Raw genomic sequence first — 15,468 nt, 5'->3', positions numbered from 1 at the left:
GCGGGGGCGCCACCGGCCGCTAGGCCTCCGCCCAGCGGCGCAGCAGGTTGTGATAGATGCCGGTCAGCCGGACGATCTCGGCGTCGCCCTGCCCGCGCTCGGCGCCCAGCCGCTGGATCGTGCCGTCCAGTTCCAGCAGCAGCGCGCGTGCCCCCGCGTCGCGGACCATCGACTGGATCCAGAAAAAACTGGCCAGCCGGGCGCCGCGCGTCACCGGCGTCACATGGTGCAGGCTGCCCGCCGGGTAGAGAATCATGTGTCCGGCCGGCAGCTTGATCGCGCGGCCGTCGACAACCAGTTCGCCGCCGTCATAGCTGTCCGGGTCGACCAGAAACACTGTCGCCGAAAGGTCACTGCGCACCCGGAAATCGCTGCCGCGCTGGATGCGCACGGCGCTGTCGACATGGTCGCCGAACGCGTCGCCGCCGGCGTAGCGGTTGAACAGCGGCGGATAGACTTTCAGCGGCAGCGCCGCCGCGACGAACAGCGGCGTGCGCGCCAGCGCCTCGAGCACGATCCCGCCCAGCGCCCGCGCCTCCGCCGAATCCTCGGCAAGCTGGCTGTTGCGCTTGGCCAACGCCGATTGCGCGCCGGCGGTGACTGTCCCGTCGACCCAGTCGGCGGCGGCCAGCGCCTGCTGCACGCGCGCCAGTTCCCCGGCGTCGAGCAGGTCGGGAATGACGATCATCGCGCTGCCTCGAACGCGGCAATCGCCGGGGCCAGCCGCGGGTCGGCCGCCTTCAGCCATCCGGCCGCCTGCCCAGCGAAGCGCGGGTTGCAGCTTTCCGCGCTGCGCGCGAACCACTCCAGCGCGTTGGCGATGCGCCCCTTCGCCGCCTCCAGCCGCGCATGGTTGAACTGGCCGCGAAAATCGCTGCCGCGCGCCGCGATCGCGTAGCAGCGCGCCGCTTCCTTCATGTCCTTCTCGACCACCCACCCATCCTCATGGAAACTGCCGACGAAATTCCACGCCTTGGCGTTGCCCATCGCCGCCGCGCGGCGGAACCAGCCGAGCGCCGCCGCCTTGTCCTCCGCCACGCCCGCGCCCAGGGTCAGCAGCGTCGCGTAATTGTACATGCCCCAATCCAGCCCGCGCAGCGCGGCGGCATAATACCATTCGGCCGCCCGCGCCTTGTCGATCGCAACGCCCCAGCCCAGGTCGTAACAACGGCCGACCATGTTGATCGCCATCACATGCCCGTTCTCCGCCGCCCGCGCGAACCAGCGCAGCGCCGCCGCCGGATCGGCGGCAACGCCGGCGCCGTCGAGCAGCATCTGGCCATAGACCAGTTGCGCCTCGGTAACGCCGCTTTCCGCCGCCGCCGCGACGAAGGCCGCGCGCGCCTCCGGCGGCGCCGACGCGGAAAGACGCCGCGAAATCTCCGCGGCGTCCATTCCGTTCAGTGCGTCCAGTGTCAGGCTGTCCGTCACCTCAATATTTCAACGCCAGCGTGGCGAAGGCCGACCGGCCCGCCGCGATCGACGCATAGTGGCTGGTGTAGACCTGGTTGAAATAGACCTTGTTGGTCAGGTTCTGGACGTTGACGCTCAGCAGCACCTGCGGGGTGATGGCCAGTGACGCGCGCGCGTCGAACCGCCAGTAACCGGGCACGGTCCGGGCCAGCTCCTTGGTCGCGGCGATGACGGTCACCGTCCCCGTCGCGTCCTGTACGGCGCGGCGGTCGTCCTGATAGCCGCCGAACACCCGGCTGGTGTGGAACGCGCCGCCGCCAATGCTGAACCCCTTCACCGGCTGCACGTTGGTCCACAGCGTGAAGGTGTGCTTGGCGGTCTGCGGAAAGCGCTTGCCGGTGTTGACCGACGGCACCAGCACGGTCTGCGCCGCCTGCCCACCGACCGCCGCCGCGGTCAGCGCGGTGAAACCGCCGTCAGTGATCTTGGCGTCCAGATAGGTGTAGCCACCGAACACGTTCCACCACGGCGTGATATTGCCGTTGAAACCCAGTTCGATGCCGTCGACCCGCTTCTCGCCAATGAACGACACGGTGCTGTTGTCGCCCAGCGCGCGCGCATTCTTCGTCTCGGTGCGGAAGATCGCGGCGTTCAGTGACAACTGCGCGTCGAACAGGCTCGCCTTGGCACCGATTTCGTAGGATTTGGTCTTTTCCGCCTTCAGGTCATCGGGATTTACGGCCGGCTGGCCCCGGCCTGCGGTCAGGCCGTTCTGCTCGGAACCTTCGCCGATCAGGCTGTTCGGCGGCGTCGCCGATGTCGCGATCGACGCATAGAGGCTGGTCTGCGGCGTCGGCTTGAAGATCACGCCGGCCTGATAGTTGAAATTGCTGTCGGTCCGGGCAAGCGTGTTGCCCCCGCTCAGGATCTTCGAACGGAACCGGTCGTAACGGATGCCGAGGTTGACGATCAGCGGCTCGGCGATCGTGATAGAGTCGAACGCGTAGAGCGCCTGGGTGCGGCCGGTCGTCCGCGTCTCCGTCGCCGGGCCACCGCGCACGATCGGCGTCGGCACGCCGGCGGCAGTGTCGCTGCTGTAATTTTCCCACGGGTCGTTGGGATCGGGGTTGAACAGCGACACGCAGTAATAGCGGGCGATGGCCAGCGGGCTGCACCTGGGGCTGATCGACGATCCGCTCGCCGAAACCAGCGACCCCCGCACCGCCTTCTCCCACGACAGTTCACCGCCGACGGCAAAGCTGTGCTTGATCGCGCCGGTATCGAAGCTGCCGAACAGGTCGGTCTGGTTGATCAGCGCGTCGGTATAGCCGTAGCGGGTGTTGCCGCGCCGCCAGACATAGCCGCCGCCCGCCGCCAGGTTGGTCGCGCTCGGCGTCGCGCTGGTGCCATAGACATTGTTCTGGCTGTCGTCGGGCAGCAGGAAGATATAATCCTGGGCGGTGTGGCTGAAGCGCGACGTGTTGCGCAGGGTAACGCCACCGAAATCATGCTCGGCGCGCATCGTCGCCTGATCGGTCTTGCTGTTGCGGAAATCCCGGCTCTTCAGTCCGTAGAAGGCGCTGCGCTTGACCACGCCGGTGGTGCCGTCGATTGTCGTCACCTTGCTGATCGCCGGCTCGGAATAGCTTTTGCCCAGGTTCGGCGTGTTGGTCAGCGTGTATAGGAACGGAATGCCGCTGTCCGGCAACTCCTCGGTGTCGAGGTGATAATAGCTGAAGGTCAGCCGGGTCGGCGTGCCGATGCCGATGGTCAGCGACGGCGCGACACCCCAGCGCTTCTGCCAGATCGCGTCGCGGCCGGCGACGTCCTGGTCGTGCCACATGCCGTTCAGCCGGACGGCGATCGTATCGGTCAGCCGGTAATTGGCGTCGACGGTGACACGCTTGTAATCGGCGGTGCCGATGCTGACGTCTCCGGCAACGAAATTCTCGCCCTTCGGCAGTTTCGACACGATGTTGAGCGAGCCGCCGGCGCCGCCGCGCCCGCCCAGGGTGGAATCGGACCCGCGCACCACCTGCACCTGTTCGACCGCGAAGATCTCGCGATTCTGCGCGCCGATGTCGCGCACGCCGTCCAGATAGGTGGAACCCTGGCTGTCGAAGCCCCGGATGAACGGCCGGTCGCCGACCGGATTTCCGCCTTCCGCCGCGCCGAAGGTGATGCCGGGCACGGTGCGCAGCGCCTCGACCAGGCTGGCCGATCCGGTTTCCTTGATGACCGTGCTGTCGAGCACGACGATCGATCGCGGGGTGTCGAGCAACGGCGCGATCGCCTTGGGCGAATCCGGCTCGGCATTACGCAGATGCTCGCCGGTGACAATGATCGTGCCGGGGCCGCGCGCGTCATCGGCATCGGCCGCCACATCGGCCGCATGCACCGGCGCGGACGCGATAAAGCCGACACAGCCGAGGGCCAGAAAGCCGGGCGCACCGCGCGTTGCCGAAACCGGTGCGAAGGACTGAAGCATTTGTTTCCCCTTTGTTGCTTACTGGCAACAAAATGTTGCGGGGCGCAATTGCAACTCATTCGCATCAGAGTCAACCGCGTTATCGCATCGCATTCTCAAAAAGCCAGACGCGGATCGCGCTGGCCAGGTTGGCGGGGTTGGGCTGGGTGATGCGCAGCGCGTCGATCCGGCTGACAAGCGCCGAAAGCGGCAGGCGGCGCCGTTCCGCCTCCGCTTCCAGCGCTGCCCAGAACACCGGTTCCAGGCTGATCGATGTCTGGTGGCCGGCGATCGTCACCGACCGCTTGACCGGCCCGCTCAATACATGTGCTGCCCACCGTTGATCGACAGCGTCGATCCGGTGACGAAGCCGGCATCCTCCGAACACAGGAAGGCAACGCCGCGCGCGATCTCATGCGCCTGCCCCAGCCGGCCGACCGGCACGCGGGCGACGATCTTCTCCAGCACGTCGGCCGGCACCGCCGCGACCATGTCGGTGTCGATATAGCCCGGCGCGATGGCGTTGACGGTGATACCGAAACGCGCGCCCTCCTGCGCCAGCGCCTTGGTGAAACCGTGGATGCCGGACTTGGCGGCGGCGTAGTTGACCTGGCCGTACTGCCCGGCCTGCCCGTTGATCGAGCCGATGTTGACCACCCGGCCCCAGCCGCGCTCGCGCATGCCGCCGAACACCGCCTTCGCCATGTTGAAGCAACCGCCCAGATTGGTGCGGATCACCGCGTCCCACATCTCATAGGTCATCTTCAACATCGTGCCGTCGCGGGTGATGCCGGCGTTGTTGACCAGCACGTCGACCGCGCCCAGTTCGTCGGCCACCCGCTGCACCCCGGCCTGGCAGGCGCCGTAATCGGCGACGTCCCATTTATAGGCGCGAATGCCGGTGCGATCGGTGAACGCCTTGGCCCGCTCGTCATTGCCGGCGTAGTTGGCGGCGACGGTCATCCCCGCTTCCTTCAGGGCCAGGCTGATCGCCTCCCCGATGCCGCGTGTGCCGCCGGTCACGATCGCTATTCTGGCCATGAAAGACTCTCCTGCCTCGTTGGACGAAAAGACTAGGCGGCCCGCGTCCACCCTTCAAGCTCGCGTCGCAGCAGATGGCGCAGTAATTCAACGCCCTCCGCCTCCGCGTTCAGGCAGGGCAGGCAGGCAAAATCGCTGCCCCCCGCCGCGATGAAGGTCTCGCGCCCGCGAATGCCCAACTCCTCCAGCGTTTCCAGGCAGTCGGCGGCGAAACCGGGGGTCAGCAACGCCACCCGCCGCACCCCCTGCTGCGGCAGCGCCGCCAGCGTCGCGTCGGTTGCCGGCTCCAGCCAGCGCGCCCGCCCGAAACGCGACTGGAACGTGACGGTCAACGGCCGGCCCAGCGCCTCCGACAGCAGCCGCGCCGTGGTCATGCAATGGTCGTAATAGGGGTCGCCCAGCCGCCGCGTCCGCTCCGGCATGCCGTGAAAGCTGGCGACCAGCGCGTCCGGCGTAAAGGGCAGCGCCGCCAGCGCCCTTTCGGTCGCCGCCTTCAACGCGGCGATATAGGCCGGCTCGGCATAATAAGGCGGCAGCACCCGCAACGCCGGCTGCACCCGCATCGCCGCCAGCGCGGCATAGGCGGCATCTGTCGCCGCCGCCGTCGTTGCCGCGCAATATTGCGGGTAAAGCGGGGCGATCAGAATGCGGTCGCACCCCGCCGCCTGCAACGCCGCGATCCGCGCGCCGATCGCCGGTTGGCCGTAACGCATCGCGTAATCGACCATCACCTCCGGCCCGAACGCACCGACCAACGCCGCCGCCTGAGCGCGCGTGATCGCGGCCAGCGGCGAACCGTCCGCCCCCCAAATCTCGGCATAGGCCCGCGCCGATTTGCGCGGCCGCACGGTCAGGATGATGCCGCGCAGGATCGGCTGCCACAGCCACGGCGGAATCTCGATCACCCGCGGATCGGACAGAAACTCGCGCAGATAGCGGCGCACCGCCGGCGCGGTCGGCGCATCCGGCGTGCCAAGATTGACCAGCAATACGCCGATCCGGGGTGCGTTGATGCTCATGCGGCGGTCGTGAACGGCAGGGTGCGGAACCGGCGGCCGGTCGCGGCGAACAGCGCGTTGGCAATCGCCGGGGCAACCGGCGGCACCGCTACCTCGCTTGCCCCCCCCGGCTCCGCCTTGCTGGCGATCAGTTCCACCGTCACCTCCGGACTATCGGCCAATTTGGGCAGGCGCAGTTCGCCCAGCCGGCGCGGCCCGGCCAGCCCGGCGGCGATGCTGACCGGCGCCGCCACTGCCGCTGCCATGCCGAACAGCAACCCGCCCTCAATCTGCTGGCGGACAATGTCGGGGTGGATCATCCGCCCGACATCGGCGACGGCGACCAACCGGTCGACGCGAACCCGGTCGCCGTCCAGCCGGGCCTCGGCCAACACCGCAACGAACGATCCGCGCGATGCGTGGCAGGCGATCCCCTGGCCGGTGCCGGTGCCGCCGCCCTGCCAGCCGCCGAGCGCGGTCGCGGTCGACAGGCAGCGGGCAAGGCGCGGCTGCCCGGCAAGCATCGCCATCCGGCAGGAAAACGGGTCGATCCCGGCGCCATGCGCCAGCTCGTCGATGAAGGATTCAGTGGCGAAAGCACTGACGAAATCGCCGCCCGATCGCCAGTATCCGGTCGGCAGATCCATCTCCGCCGGGTGGTGGTCCACCGCCAGCGCCGGGATGCGGTAGGGCGGCACCGCACCGGACACCGCCAGCCCGTCACCGCCGCGCGCAACCGCCAGCGCCGCCCCGGCCAGCGTCTCGCCGGCCAGAAGCCGATCGGCCAGCGCCTGCCCCCATGGTGGCGTCGCGATCTTCGCCTGCCAGCCGATCACTCGCCCGGCCGGGTCGGTCCGCGCCGCCATCCGCATCCGTGCCGGGGCGCGGAAGCGGTCGTGCATCATCTCCTCGGCGCGCGACCACATCAGTTGCACCGGCCGGTCGAGCCGCCGGGCAAGTATCGCCGCCTGCGCCGCCACCTCATGGTCGAGCGCCCGGCCGAACCCGCCGCCGATCAGCGTCGGGTGGACGACAACCTGCGCCTCCGCCACGCCGATCGCCGCCGCCGCCACCCGGCGGGCGACGGCGGGCGCCTGGGTCGGCAACCAGATTTCCAGCATGTCGCGGTCCCAGTGGGCGGTCGCCGCCGGGGTTTCCGGGCTGGCGTGCTGCCCAACCCCGACCGCATAGTCCGCCACGCGGATCGTCTGGCCGCGAAACGCCTCGGCCAGATCCCCCTGCCCGGCGATCCTGTGACCGTCGCCATCCAGCGCCGCCGCCAGCGCGGCGTCGATCGCCGCGTCGTCGATCAGCGGCTTTGGCGTTTCGAAGCGCGGCGCCATCGCGTCGAGCGCACGGTTCGCCGCCCACCAGTTGCTGGCGACCGCCGCGACCCAATGGTTGGTGGTGACGACGGACCGCATCCCGGCGATCCGCTCCGCCGCCGCCTTGTCGACGCGGACCAGCTTGCTGTTGCCCAACGGCCCCTGGCGTATGGCGGCATACACCATGCGCGGCAGGCGCACGTCGGCGGCAAAGGTCGCCGATCCGTCGATCTTGCCGGGCAGGTCAAGCCGCAGCGGCGACTGGCCGGACAGCCGTTCCGGCCCCTCGGCGCGCCATGGCGGGGCGCTGGGCGCGGTATGGCCGGCCGCCTCCGCCGCCAGTTCGCCGAAACGCAACCGCCGTTCCTCGGCAACGACAAACCCATCCCTGGTATCGCAGGTTTCCCACGCTATGCCCCAGCGCGCCGCCGCCGCCTTGGCCAGCAGCACCCGCGCCGTCGCCCCGGCATCGCGCAGCGGCCGCTCGAACGCGCGCAGCGATGTCGAACCGGCCGTCGCCATCAACCCGCTGCGCTTGGCATAGCCGGCGGCGCTGCCGCTCAGCGCCGGAGCCAGCGCCGCCGCCATTCCGGTCGCCAGCAGCCGGTTGGCGTAAAGCGGGTTGAGCGGCGCCGCCTCGACCGCGATCGTCCGCCAGTCGGCGCCCAGTTCGTCGGCGACGATCTGGGGAAGGCTGGTCGTCACCCCCTGCCCCATCTCCGCCTGCGGCACGACGACGGTGACATGCCCGTCCTCGCCGATCTTGATCCAGGCGTTGATGATCGTCTCACCCGGCGCGGCGACCAGATTGGGGGCATAGCGGCGCGGCCACGCCGCCCAGGCGACGAACAGGCCGATCCCGGCACCGCCGCCGATCAGCAGTCCACGCCGGCTGACGCGGCCACTCAGGTCGGAAAGGCTTGGCACCATGCCGGGCGTTTAGACGTGTCCCGCGCCCGGCGCCAGAGCGCGATCACGCCGCTTCGCGCGCATAGACCGCCCGGTAATGCGCGCGCAGCCGCACCTTGTCGATCTTCTCGGTGCCCAGCCGCGGCAGCGGTTCCGGCGCCACCCAGATGCGCTGCGGCACCTTGAAGCCGGCGATCCGCCCGACGAGAAACTCGCACAGTTCCAGCGGCGCCAGCACCACCCCCGCCTTGGCGTGGACGACGGCGCCCGGCACCTCGCCCAACCGCCGGTCCGGCAACGCGAACACCGCCGCTTCCGCCACCTCGGGGTGGGCGTAGAGCGCCGCCTCAACCTCCAGGCAGCTGATATTCTCGCCGCCACGGATGATGATGTCCTTCTTGCGGTCGACGATGAAGACATAACCGTCGGCATCGAGATAGCCGATGTCGCCGGTGCGGAAAAACCCGTCGGCGGTGAACGCCTCGTGCGTCGCCGCCGGGTCGTTCCAGTATTCCTTGAAATTGCAGATACTGCGAATGCAGATTTCGCCGCGCTCGCCGGTCGCTACCGGCCCGCCGCGCGCGTCGAGGACCGCCAGTTCGACCAGCGGGTAGGACGCGCGACCGGTGCTGTCCGGCTTTGCCAGGTAATTCTCGCGAAAATTGGCGCAACCGACCGCGTTGGTTTCGGTCAGGCCATAGCCGATCAACGGCTTCGCCTCGCCCATCTCTTCCGACAGGCGACGGACATGCTCCACCGGACGCGGCGCGCCGCCGGCGGCGAAATCACGGCAGGACGACAGGTCGAAATCCGCCCGCTCCGGGTGGGTCAGTATCTCGAAACTCATCAGCGGCACGCCGACGAAATAGGTGATCTTCTCGCGCTCGATCAGCCGCATCGCCTCGCGCGCGTCCCACTTCGGCATCATCACCAGCTTGCGGCCCATCGCAAAGCTTTGCAGCATCACCGGCACCTCTGCGGTGACATGGAACAGCGGCACGTTGAGCAGCGTCGCCGGCTGCAAGGTCGGCGCGCCATGCTCGGCGGTGACCAGTTCCAGCCCGATCAGCGACTGGACCAGATAGTTGAACGTCGCCTGCATCACCGCCCGATGGTCGGACAGCGCCCCTTTCGACTGGCCGGTGGAGCCGGACGTGAACAGGATCGTCGCGTCGTCCTCCGGCCCGACGTCGGGCAGGCGGGTATCGGCGCCGCCGCCGCGCGCCAGCACCGGCGCCAGCACCGCCGCCGTCGGCTGGTCGAAATCAAGCGCGACAAGCTCGGCGCTATGGCCGTCGGCCGCCTCGGCCAGCCGGGCGGCGCGCGGGCCGTCGGCGAAGACCAGCCGCGCATCGGTGTCGCGCAGCCCGGCGGCCAGTTCCGCCCCCCGCCACCAGCCGTTGAGCAGCGTCGCGACGCCGCCCGCCATCAATATCGCCATCTCCAGGATGATCCACGCCGGCGCGTTGCGCGCGGCGATTCCGATATGATCGCCCGGAGCAACGCCAAAGCCGTGAACCAGCGCCCCGGCGACCGCCCGCGCATGGGCATAGGTCTCGGCGAAGCTCAGCCGCTCGTCGCCGTCGACCAGAAAGGTCTTGTCGCCATGCTCCGCGCAGAAATGGGCGAAATAATAAGGCAGTGCCGGCGGCGCCGCGGCGATCAGCGGCAGGCTCAGCCCGTCCCGCTCGATGGTCGACAGCGGCAACATGCCGTCCGGCCCGGTGATCCGTCGCGCGATTTCGTCCATCCGCAGGTCGAGCGCAGTCGGCATGTCCCCTCTCTTCCGCTTGGTCTTGTTGTCGGGGGGCACTATGAAGGCGGAAAGCCAAAGGGAAAAGCCTTGATCCTCACCCTCCTAGCTGACGCTACGGCCGCCTTGCATTTCGACTCGCTCGGCCTGTCCCCGGTCGCGCTCGACCTCGGTTTCTTCCAGATAAAATGGTACTCGCTGGCCTATATCGCGGGAATCATCGTCGGCTGGTGGTACCTGCTGAAATTGCTCGACAAGCCCGGCGCGCCAATGGCCCGGCGCCATGCCGACGACCTTATCTTCTACGCGACGATCGGCATCATCGCGGGTGGCCGCATCGCCTATATCCTGTTCTACAAGCCGGAGATCCTGGCCGACCCGATTCAGATCCTGAAATTGTGGGAAGGCGGCATGTCGTTCCACGGCGGGGTGATCGGCGTGTCGCTCGCCATCGTCTATCTGGCGCGCAAGAACGGGCTGAACTGGCTGCGCATCCACGATTACGTCGCCTGCTGCGTGCCGTTCGGGCTGTTCTTCGGCCGCCTCGCCAATTTCGTCAACGGCGAGTTGTGGGGCCGGGCGACCGACGTGCCGTGGGCCATCGTCTTCCCGCGCGGGGGCGACGTCGCCCGCCACCCCAGCCAGCTTTACGAGGCGGGTGTCGAAGGAGTGCTGCTGTTCGCGGTGCTGTGGTTCCTGTTCTGGCGCACCGACGCCCGCTACCAGCCGGGCAAGCTGGTCGGCACCTTCCTGCTGATCTACGGCGCCGGCCGCTTCATCATCGAACATTTCCGCCAGCCGGACGAGGGGCTGGAACATCTGTGGTGGGGCCTGTCGATGGGGCAGACGCTGTGCGTGCCGATGATCCTCGGCGGCCTGTACCTGATCGCCACCGCAAAGCGCCGGCGGGTGCGGGTGGAGCCGGTGGCCGGTGACCAGAGCGTCGCCTGAACCCTTGGCCGAAGACGACGCCCTGACCTGCGCGCAGGTGCTGCGCGCCGCGATCCTGCTCGACGGCCCGGTGCCGATCAGCCATTTCATGGCGGCGGCGAACGCGCATTATTACGCAACGCGCGATCCGCTCGGCGCCGCCGGCGATTTCGTCACCGCGCCGGAAATCAGCCAGATGTTCGGCGAGATGATCGGCCTGTGGCTGGCCGACCTGTGGGACCGCGCCGGCCGCCCCGCCTGCCGCTATGTCGAACTGGGGCCGGGGCGCGGCACCCTGGCGGTGGACGCGCTCCGCGCGATGACCGCCGCCGGCCTCGCCCCGCCCGTCCATTTCGTCGAAACCAGCCCGCTGCTCGCCGCCGCGCAAGCGGATCGCGTGCCCGGCGCCAGCCACCACGCGGCCCTTGCCGACGTGCCGGACGACCTGCCGCTGCTCGTCGTCGCCAACGAATTTTTCGACGCATTGCCGATCCGCCAGCTCGTCCGCGCCGCCGGCGGCTGGCGGGAACGCCATGTCGGCATGGTCGACGGGCTGTTCCTCCCCACCGTCGGCGGCCCGCCGCTCGACGCGATCCTGCCGGACGCCCTGCGCGCCGCCGCCCCCGGCAGCATCGTCGAAACCTGCCCGGCCGCCGCCGCCATCGCCCGCGCCCTTGGCGAACGGCTGGCGGCGCGGGGCGGCGCGGCGATCGTCATCGACTATGGCTATGCCGGCCCCGCCGTCGGCGAAACCCTGCAGGCGGTTCGTGGCCACGCCGCCGCCAACCCGTTCGAGGCGCCGGGCGAGTGCGACCTGACCGCCCATGTCGATTTCGCGACGCTGGCCGCCGCCGCTCGCGCCGGCGGCGCCGAAACCCACGGCCCGCTCGGCCAGGGCGACTGGCTGCGCCAGATCGGCATAGAGGCCCGCGCTGCCGCCCTCGCCAACCGCCCCGGCCGCACGGCGGAAGTCGTCACCGCCCTCGCCCGGCTGACCGCGCCGGACCAGATGGGCGCCCTGTTCAAGGCGCTGGCGCTGACCGCGCCGGGCTGGCCACGGCCAGAGGGCTTCGCATGACCGTCACCTATCGCGCCGCCACCCCCGCCGATTATGAACCGCTGGCGGACATGGCCCGGCAAAGCTGGGTGGAAACCTTCGGCTATCTCTACAACGAGGCGGATCTCAACGCCTTCATCGGCCCGGTGTTCGGGCCGGACGGGCTGGGGCGGGAACTGTCCGATCCGGCTTTCCAAATCCGCCTCGCCGAAGCGGACGGCCGCATCGTCGGCTTCGCCAAGATCGGCCCGGTCACCATGCCCGGCCCGCTCCCCGCCCCGGCGATCGAGCTGAACCAGCTTTACGTGCTGAAACCCTGGCATGGCCGCGGCGTCGCGCCGGCGTTGATGGACTGGGCGCTCGACAATGCGCACGCCACCGGCGCGCAGTTCGTCCACCTCTCCGTCTACGCGGAAAACGCGCGTGCCAAGGCCTTCTACACCCGCTACGGCTTCACGGAGATCGGGCGCTACGGCTTCGTCGTCGGCAATCAGGTCGATGACGAACGCATCTGGAGCAAGCCGTTATGAGCGCTGTCGAGGTCATCCGCGCCGCCGCGCTCGACGGCGTGCCCCACGGCTTCCTCGGCCGGCGCGGCGGGCTGTCGCACGGCATCCACGCCGGGCTGAATGTCGGTCTCGGTTCGGAAGACGCGCCGGAAACCGTCGCCGCCAACCGGGCGCTGGCGCGCGACGCGGTGCTGCCCGGTGCGGCGCTGGTCGCCGTCCATCAGGTCCATTCGGCCGACGTCGTCACCGCCACCGCGCCCTTCCCGGACGACGCCCGCCCGCCTGCCGATGCGCTGGTGACCGACCGGCCCGGCCTGCTGCTCGGCATCGTCACCGCCGATTGCGTGCCGGTGCTCGCCGCCGACATGGCGGCAGGCGTCGTCGGTGCCGCCCATGCCGGGTGGAAGGGGGCGATCGGCGGCGTCACCGACGCGCTGGTCGCGGCGATGGAGCGGCTCGGCGCCCGGCGGGATCGGATCGCCGCCGCGACCGGCCCGTGCATCGGCCGCGCCTCCTACGAGGTCGACGACGCGTTCGCCGACCGCTTCGCGGCGGACGATCCGGCCAACGAACGCTTCTTCTCCGCCGGCCGCGCCGGTCACCACATGTTCGACATAGAAGCCTATGTCGCCGCCCGCCTCGCCGCCGCCGGCATCGGCCGGGTCGAAACGCTCGGTCTCGACACCTATGGCGATGCCGCCCGCTTCTTCAGCTACCGCCGCGCCACCCACCGGGGGGAACCGGGCTATGGCCGCCAGTTGTCGCTGATCGGGCTGCCGGATCAGCGCCCTTCGTAACTGCGCTGCGTCCGGCGGATGCCGTAGTCGATCCGAATCCGCACCCATTCGCCGACCTGCGGCCGCCCGCCGATCTGCGGCGGCCTGACCTTGAACTGCCAGGCGGCGGCCAGCACCGCGCGGGCAATGTTCGACCGTTCGGGATATTCGTCGAGCGCCACGCAATCCTCGACGCGAAAATTCGGCGCGGTGCGGCAGGCGATCAGCCCCCACCCCGGCCCGCTCGCGGTGGCGAGATAACCGCTCAGTTCGTCGTCATACGGTTCGCGGTACCAGGCTGCCGCATAAAGCGGCTCGCCGTTCGGCCCGGCCCCCGGCACGCGCGGCGTATCGCCCGGCCGCGCGGTGTTCGGCGGCCCGGCCAGCGGGCGCGCGGGCGCGGTGGCGGGTGGTCGCGCTTCCATCGCGCCAATGTCGGCGACGACCAGCTGGTCTCGCGTCAGCGGAATGAACGGCGACAGCACCGGCCGTTCCGGGGCGGCGGCGGGCTGTGGCGGCGCCTCTTCCGCCGCCGTTTCCGGCGCCTGCTCCTGCTGTTCAGCCGCGCGCCGGCTCTCCGGGCTGGCCGCCGGCTCCGGCGCCGCTTCCTGCGCCGCCGGCAGGTTGAACAGCTTCACCGCGGTCCCGCTGTCCTGCTGGCGGGACAGCGGCGGCGCCAGGGTCAGCAGCGCCAGGCAGAGCAGCAGTTCGACGAACAGGGTCAGGATGATCCCGGTCGCCCGCTTGCGCGCGCCCGCACGCAGCCGCCCGATGAAGGATTCGGCGTTAGCGGATACCGGCTGGGGCAAAGACAGGGACCTCGTCGGGCGCGGGGGGCGCGGCGTTCCGGCGCGGCGCAGGGATAAGGCGGCACCTGGGCCAAGACAAGCCATATCCCGGCGCCGCGCCCTGTGCAGACCGCCGCGATTTCGGCTAGGACCGTCTCATTCGAAAGACTCAGCCCGAAGGCGACACAGAATGACCTCCGATACCGAAACAGACCAGGCCGGCGCCCGGCGGCGCAAGCCGCGCAACGCCGCCGACACCGTCGGCAACCGCCGCCTGAAACCGTCGACGATGATGATGGGGCACGGCTTCGACCCGATGCTGTCGGAAGGCTCGCTGAAGCCGCCGATCTTCCTCACCTCGACCTTCGTGTTCGAAAACGCCGCCGCCGGCAAACGCCATTTCGAAGGGGTCACCGGCAAGCGGCCGGGCGGCGCCGAAGGCCTCGTCTATTCCCGCTTCAACGGCCCCAATCAGGAGATATTGGAGGACCGGCTCGGCATCTGGGAAGATGCGGAGGACGCGCTGACCTTCTCCAGCGGCATGTCGGCGATCGCCACGCTGTTCCTGGCGATGGTCAAGCCAGGTGACACGATCATCCATTCCGGCCCGCTTTACGCGGCGACCGAAACGCTGATCGCGCGGGTGCTCGGCAAGTTCGGCGTCAACTTCCTCGACTTCCCCGCCGGCGCCTCCCGCGCGGAGATCGACGCCGTGCTCGAAAAGGGCGCGCAAGGCCATGTCGCGCTGATCTACCTCGAAAGCCCGGCCAACCCGACCAACGCGCTCGTCGATATCGAAGCGGTCGCCGCAAGCCGCGACGCGATCTTCGGCACCGGGGCGGACGCGCCGCCGATCGCCATCGACAACACCTTCCTCGGCCCGCTGTGGCAGCAGCCGCTGAAGCACGGCGCCGATCTCGTCGTCTATTCGCTGACCAAATATGCCGGCGGGCACAGCGATCTCGTCGCCGGTGGCGTGCTCGGGCGGAAGGAACCGATCAACACCGTCCGCCTGCTGCGCAACACCATCGGCACCATCCTCGATCCGCATACCGCCTGGATGCTGCTGCGCAGCCTCGAAACGCTGGAGCTGCGGATGAGCCGGGCGGGCGAGAACGCGGCCAAGGTCTGCGCCTTCCTCCGCGATCATCCGAAGGTCGAACGCGTCGGCTATCTCGGCTTTCTGGAGGGCGATCGGCAGGCCGACATCTACCGCCGCCACTGCCTCGGCGCCGGCTCGACCTTCTCGCTGTTCATCAAGGGCGGCGAAGCGGAATCCTTCCGCTTCCTCGACGCGCTCAGCATCGCCAAGCTGGCGGTCAGCCTCGGCGGCACCGAAACCCTCGCCTCGCATCCGGCGGCGATGACCCATTTGTCGGTCTCGCCGGAACGCAAGGCGGCGCTCGGCATCACCGACAACCTCGTCCGCATCTCGATCGGCGTAGAGGATGCCGACGACCTGATCGCCGATTTCGCCCAGGCCCTTTCGGCGATCTAAGCGC

At 69.3% G+C, this 15,468-nt stretch carries 14 protein-coding genes; 5 read left to right on the top strand and 9 right to left on the bottom strand.

Annotated features, from left to right (window positions below):
• Window positions 1-19: 19 nt before the first annotated feature.
• From ACMT1E_RS02985 to ACMT1E_RS02950, 8 genes are all read right to left on the bottom strand, one after another.
• A complete protein-coding gene (locus tag ACMT1E_RS02985) occupies window positions 20-688 on the bottom strand; it encodes a Fe2+-dependent dioxygenase (RefSeq protein WP_414902176.1) in 669 nt (222 codons plus the stop codon).
• Window positions 685-1,431, bottom strand: coding sequence for a tetratricopeptide repeat protein (locus ACMT1E_RS02980; protein ID WP_414902175.1), 747 nt, complete (start codon window positions 1,429-1,431; stop codon window positions 685-687). The genes ACMT1E_RS02985 and ACMT1E_RS02980 overlap by 4 nt, the downstream gene beginning before the upstream one ends.
• A gap of 1 nt (window position 1,432) precedes the next feature.
• Window positions 1,433-3,901 (bottom strand): TonB-dependent receptor, encoded by a 2,469-nt coding sequence (locus ACMT1E_RS02975; protein WP_414902174.1) that lies wholly within the window; start codon window positions 3,899-3,901, stop codon window positions 1,433-1,435.
• A 79-nt stretch (window positions 3,902-3,980) separates the two neighbouring features.
• On the bottom strand, window positions 3,981-4,202 hold the full coding sequence (locus ACMT1E_RS02970; RefSeq protein WP_414902172.1) for a ribbon-helix-helix domain-containing protein: 222 nt from the start codon (window positions 4,200-4,202) through the stop codon (window positions 3,981-3,983).
• Window positions 4,199-4,921: an acetoacetyl-CoA reductase gene (phbB, locus tag ACMT1E_RS02965; RefSeq protein ID WP_414902170.1), complete on the bottom strand. Its 723-nt coding sequence runs from the start codon at window positions 4,919-4,921 to the stop codon at window positions 4,199-4,201. The genes ACMT1E_RS02970 and phbB overlap by 4 nt, the downstream gene beginning before the upstream one ends.
• Before the next feature lie 32 nt (window positions 4,922-4,953).
• A complete protein-coding gene (hemH, locus tag ACMT1E_RS02960; RefSeq protein ID WP_414902169.1) occupies window positions 4,954-5,940 on the bottom strand; it encodes a ferrochelatase in 987 nt (328 codons plus the stop codon).
• Window positions 5,937-8,174: a molybdopterin cofactor-binding domain-containing protein gene (locus ACMT1E_RS02955; RefSeq protein ID WP_414902168.1), complete on the bottom strand. Its 2,238-nt coding sequence runs from the start codon at window positions 8,172-8,174 to the stop codon at window positions 5,937-5,939. The genes hemH and ACMT1E_RS02955 overlap by 4 nt, the downstream gene beginning before the upstream one ends.
• A 43-nt stretch (window positions 8,175-8,217) precedes the next feature.
• Window positions 8,218-9,927 (bottom strand): class I adenylate-forming enzyme family protein, encoded by a 1,710-nt coding sequence (locus tag ACMT1E_RS02950; RefSeq protein ID WP_414902167.1) that lies wholly within the window; start codon window positions 9,925-9,927, stop codon window positions 8,218-8,220.
• Window positions 9,928-9,996: 69 nt separating this feature from the next.
• Between ACMT1E_RS02950 and lgt the strand changes: the two genes are divergently transcribed.
• Genes lgt through pgeF form a run of 4 tightly spaced genes read left to right on the top strand, consistent with a single transcriptional unit; the run spans window position 9,997 to window position 13,199 of the window.
• Window positions 9,997-10,857, top strand: coding sequence for a prolipoprotein diacylglyceryl transferase (gene lgt, locus ACMT1E_RS02945; RefSeq protein WP_414902165.1), 861 nt, complete (start codon window positions 9,997-9,999; stop codon window positions 10,855-10,857).
• Window positions 10,838-11,914, top strand: coding sequence for a class I SAM-dependent methyltransferase (locus tag ACMT1E_RS02940; RefSeq protein ID WP_414902163.1), 1,077 nt, complete (start codon window positions 10,838-10,840; stop codon window positions 11,912-11,914). The genes lgt and ACMT1E_RS02940 overlap by 20 nt, the downstream gene beginning before the upstream one ends.
• The gene (locus ACMT1E_RS02935) at window positions 11,911-12,423 is read left to right on the top strand and encodes an N-acetyltransferase family protein (protein ID WP_414902161.1); all 513 of its coding nucleotides are present in this window, start codon (window positions 11,911-11,913) and stop codon (window positions 12,421-12,423) included. The genes ACMT1E_RS02940 and ACMT1E_RS02935 overlap by 4 nt, the downstream gene beginning before the upstream one ends.
• On the top strand, window positions 12,420-13,199 hold the full coding sequence (pgeF, locus tag ACMT1E_RS02930; protein WP_414902159.1) for a peptidoglycan editing factor PgeF: 780 nt from the start codon (window positions 12,420-12,422) through the stop codon (window positions 13,197-13,199). The genes ACMT1E_RS02935 and pgeF overlap by 4 nt, the downstream gene beginning before the upstream one ends.
• Here pgeF and ACMT1E_RS02925 read toward each other — a convergent pair.
• On the bottom strand, window positions 13,184-13,987 hold the full coding sequence (locus tag ACMT1E_RS02925) for a hypothetical protein (protein WP_414902158.1): 804 nt from the start codon (window positions 13,985-13,987) through the stop codon (window positions 13,184-13,186). The two genes, pgeF and ACMT1E_RS02925, sit on opposite strands and share 16 nt — an antisense overlap.
• Window positions 13,988-14,156: 169 nt before the next feature.
• Between ACMT1E_RS02925 and ACMT1E_RS02920 the strand changes: the two genes are divergently transcribed.
• The gene (locus tag ACMT1E_RS02920) at window positions 14,157-15,464 is read left to right on the top strand and encodes a cystathionine gamma-synthase family protein (protein ID WP_414902156.1); all 1,308 of its coding nucleotides are present in this window, start codon (window positions 14,157-14,159) and stop codon (window positions 15,462-15,464) included.
• Window positions 15,465-15,468: the final 4 nt, after the last annotated feature.

The sequence above is a fragment of the Sphingomonas flavalba genome, from assembly GCF_047553045.1.
GTDB lineage: Bacteria > Pseudomonadota > Alphaproteobacteria > Sphingomonadales > Sphingomonadaceae > Sphingomonas_L > Sphingomonas_L flavalba_A.
Note: the sequence above shows the minus strand (reverse complement) of the source record. Positions and strands in the feature narration are given on the sequence as shown.